Origin of the sequence: Microbacterium sp. K41 (assembly GCF_004794395.1) — a bacterium.
GTDB lineage: Bacteria > Actinomycetota > Actinomycetes > Actinomycetales > Microbacteriaceae > Microbacterium > Microbacterium sufflavum.
The window spans coordinates 1-1,232 of the sequence record NZ_SSDO01000097.1 but is presented as its reverse complement, the minus strand read 5'-3'; the positions used below and the strand labels follow the sequence as shown (position 1 = coordinate 1,232).

Genomic DNA, 1,232 nt, shown 5'->3' with positions numbered 1-1,232 from the left:
CGCGCCCGTCGACGGCGGCGGCCAGCTCGCGCAGTCGCGGCAGCGCGCGGGTCGTCAGCAGTTCCTCGCGGCGGGCGGCGTCGTACGAGAGGCTGTCCTTCCACAGCGAGCGTCCGGCCATCGCTCCCGCCGCCCCGTTCGCGACCGCCGTGGTGACCTGACCGATGAAGGTCTCGTGGTCGACCCCGGCCGACAGCACCGCCCACGGCACCCCCTGGGCCGCCTCGGTCACCGCGGCGCTGGCCTCGGCGGATCCCGGGTACTGCAGCTTGAGGATCTTCGCACCGGCCGCGACGGCGAGCGCGGCCCCCTCCGCGACGAGCGCCGGGAAGGCGTCCGCGTACTCCTCCTCGGTCTCGTCGTCGAGGCGGTAGGTGAGCAGCTCGACGATCAGCAGGAGTCCCTCCGCCTCGCACTCGGCGATGAGCGCGCGCATCTCGTCGGCGACGCGGGAGTCGCGCCCCTGCCGGTCGGGCCGCGTGTAGTAGAGCATCTTGGCGACCCCGCCGCCGAGCTCGCGCACCGTGCGCGGGGTGACGCCGGGCACGAAGCGGGTGTAGCGCAAACCGTCGACGGTCTCGAAGCCGGACGCGTCGAGGCCCACCACGAGGGCGGTGTCGCGGTCGAGCACGCCGTCGTCGACGACGGCCGGCAGGGCGACCTCGGGGTCGAGCAGGATGGCCGGCGCGTGCACGGCCAGGTGGCGCACGAGGTCGGCCTTCACCGCCGACAGCTCTTCGCGGGTGATGGCGTCGGGGCCGCCCGGTGCGTCGGGGATGGCGGCCTTCATGCCGTTGCGCTGGTCGGCGGCGACGATGAGCATGCCGCCGTCGGGGGTGGAGAGGGACTGCAGGGCACGGCGTTCGAGCGTCGTGAGCGGGTTGGCGACGGTGCGGGTGAGCATGGGTTCCTCTTCTCGTGGGCAGAAACCGATGATCCGCGGAAAATCAACCATGACACCGGTGTCTTTCTCTTCTATGGTGGGGGTATGACCGAGACCTGTCAACCGTCGGACGCCCACGTGGTCGTCGTGGCCGGGGTCGCGGGAAGCGGCAAGACCACCCTCGGCCGCGCCCTCGCCGCCGAGCTCGGCGTCCCGCTCCTCGACCTCGACGCCGTCACGACCCCCCTCCTCGACGCGCTCCCGCCCGAGCTCTGGAACGGCCACTGGCTGCGCGGGCCGCATGCCGCCGCCGTACGCGAGGGTCGCTACGCTGCGCTGCGGGCCGTGG

At 73.1% G+C, this 1,232-nt stretch carries 2 protein-coding genes; one reads left to right on the top strand and one right to left on the bottom strand.

Annotated features, from left to right (window positions below; genetic code table 11):
* Positions 1-904: tagatose-bisphosphate aldolase (locus DW309_RS01935; RefSeq protein WP_136044395.1), on the bottom strand; the 904-nt coding region annotated here is incomplete at its 3' end.
* A gap of 84 nt (positions 905-988) precedes the next feature.
* Here DW309_RS01935 and DW309_RS01930 point away from each other — a divergent pair.
* Positions 989-1,232 (top strand): shikimate kinase (locus tag DW309_RS01930; protein WP_136044394.1); only part of this gene is annotated, 244 nt, incomplete at its 3' end.